Source organism: Flagellimonas sp. B-3, assembly GCF_056857835.1.
The window spans coordinates 1-2,187 of sequence record NZ_JBSXNW010000003.1 but is presented as its reverse complement, the minus strand read 5'-3'; the positions used below and the strand labels follow the sequence as shown (position 1 = coordinate 2,187).

Annotated in this window: 2 tRNA genes and 2 rRNA genes; all 4 read left to right on the top strand. The window is 51.9% G+C overall.

Annotated elements, in window-relative coordinates:
• Positions 1–229, top strand: a 16S ribosomal RNA gene (locus tag AC13CS_RS00035); the annotation flags it as partial.
• A 109-nt stretch (positions 230–338) separates the two neighbouring features.
• A tRNA-Ile gene (locus tag AC13CS_RS00030) sits at positions 339–412 on the top strand.
• A 129-nt stretch (positions 413–541) separates the two neighbouring features.
• A tRNA-Ala gene (locus tag AC13CS_RS00025) sits at positions 542–618 on the top strand.
• 180 nt (positions 619–798) lie between these two features.
• A 23S ribosomal RNA gene (locus AC13CS_RS00020) occupies positions 799–2,187 on the top strand; the annotation flags it as partial.

The following is a 2,187-nucleotide window of genomic DNA, read 5'->3' as shown; positions in this document are numbered from 1 at the left end:
ATCGGGGTCTGCAACTCGACCCCGTGAAGCTGGAATCGCTAGTAATCGGATATCAGCCATGATCCGGTGAATACGTTCCCGGGCCTTGTACACACCGCCCGTCAAGCCATGGAAGCCGGGAGTGCCTGAAGTCCGTCACCGCAAGGAGCGGCCTAGGGCAAAATCGGTAACTAGGGCTAAGTCGTAACAAGGTAGCCGTACCGGAAGGTGCGGCTGGAACACCTCCTTTCTAGAGAAAGAGATGCCCGGAATCCCGGGTCCCGCACGAGGTGGTTGTTACGTTTTGCGCTGTCGTTTACAATATGTTTTTTGGTATACAGGCAAATTTAGGCCAAGACAGTCTCATAGCTCAGCTGGTTAGAGCGCTACACTGATAATGTAGAGGTCGGCAGTTCGAGTCTGCCTGAGACTACGAAAGGTACGAAGTATGTAAATACGGGTTACGAAGTTCATTGAATATTGAAATCAGGAAATTCTAGGAGCGAGTTATTGCGGGTTATAGACTCATAACTCACAACTCACAACTCTAAACTAGGGAAATGGGGGATTAGCTCAGCTGGCTAGAGCGCCTGCCTTGCACGCAGGAGGTCATCGGTTCGACTCCGATATTCTCCACCACGGCAAGTGTCGTCCACGGTAATTTTTATTGCCAGTGTCGGCCCGCCAGAAAGTTCATTGACATATTGGGACGGAGCAGTAACGACTTAGGTCGTTATGAGCGAAGTCAAAGAAGAAACACGAAGTAGAATAGAATATATAAAGGATTACGAGAGGGCATCTGTACTCAGGTACAGGTGCGACAAGCAAAAGAAGGGCGTATGGGGGATGCCTAGGCTCTCAGAGGCGATGAAGGACGTGATAAGCTGCGAAAATCCACGGGGAGCTGCACATGAGCATTGATCCGTGGGTGTCCGAATGGGGCAACCCGGCTGGTTGAAGGCCAGTCACACCGTAAGGTGGGCGAACCCGCTGAACTGAAACATCTAAGTAGGCGGAGGAAGAGAAAACAAGAGTGATTCCGAGAGTAGCGGCGAGCGAAATCGGATCGGCCCAAACCGTCGTTGTTCCGGCAATGACGGGGTTGTAGGACCACAATGTTCTTAGCGCGACGAACCGGAAGCAGTTGGAAAGCTGCACGATATGGGTGATAGTCCCGTACGGGCAAGGAGCGTTTAAGATAGTGGTATCCTGAGTAGCGCGGGGCACGTGAAACCCTGTGTGAATCCGGCGGGACCATCCGCCAAGGCTAAATACTCCTGGGAGACCGATAGTGGACCAGTACCGTGAGGGAAAGGTGAAAAGAACCGTGAACAACGGAGTGAAATAGACCCTGAAACCATACGCCTACAAGCGGTCGGAGCCAATTTATTGGTGACGGCGTGCCTTTTGCATAATGAGCCTACGAGTTACTTTTACCGGCAAGGTTAAGCACTTATGGTGCGCAGCCGTAGCGAAAGCGAGTCTGAACAGGGCGTTTTAGTCGGTAGTAGTAGACGCGAAACCGTGCGATCTACCCATGGGCAGGTTGAAGCTGTGGTAACACATAGTGGAGGACCGAACCCGTTGACGTTGAAAAGTCTTGGGATGACCTGTGGGTAGGGGTGAAAGGCCAATCAAGCTCGGAAATAGCTCGTACTCCCCGAAATGCATTTAGGTGCAGCGTTCTGATAGTTATATAGAGGTAGAGCTACTGATTGGATGCGGGGGCTTCACCGCCTACCAATTCCTGACAAACTCCGAATGCTATATAATGTTTCAGGGCAGTGAGGGCATGGGTGCTAAGGTCCATGTCCGAGAGGGAAAGAACCCGGACCATCAGCTAAGGTCCCCAAATATGTGCTAAGTTGACAAAACGCGGTGGGACTGCTTAGACAGCCAGGATGTTGGCTTGGAAGCAGCCATTCATTTAAAGAGTGCGTAACAGCTCACTGGTCGAGCGGTCCCGCATGGATAATGATCGGGCATAAGCACATTACCGAAGCTATGGCTTTACAGTTTACTGTAAGGGGTAGGGGAGCATTCTGTTCGGCGCCGAAGGTGCACTGTGAGGTGTGCTGGAGCGTACAGAAACGAAAATGTAGGCATAAGTAACGATAATGCGGGCGAGAAACCCGCACGCCGAAAGACCAAGGTTTCCCCGGCCATGCTAATCAGCCGGGGGTCAGTCGGGACCTAACACGAACCCGG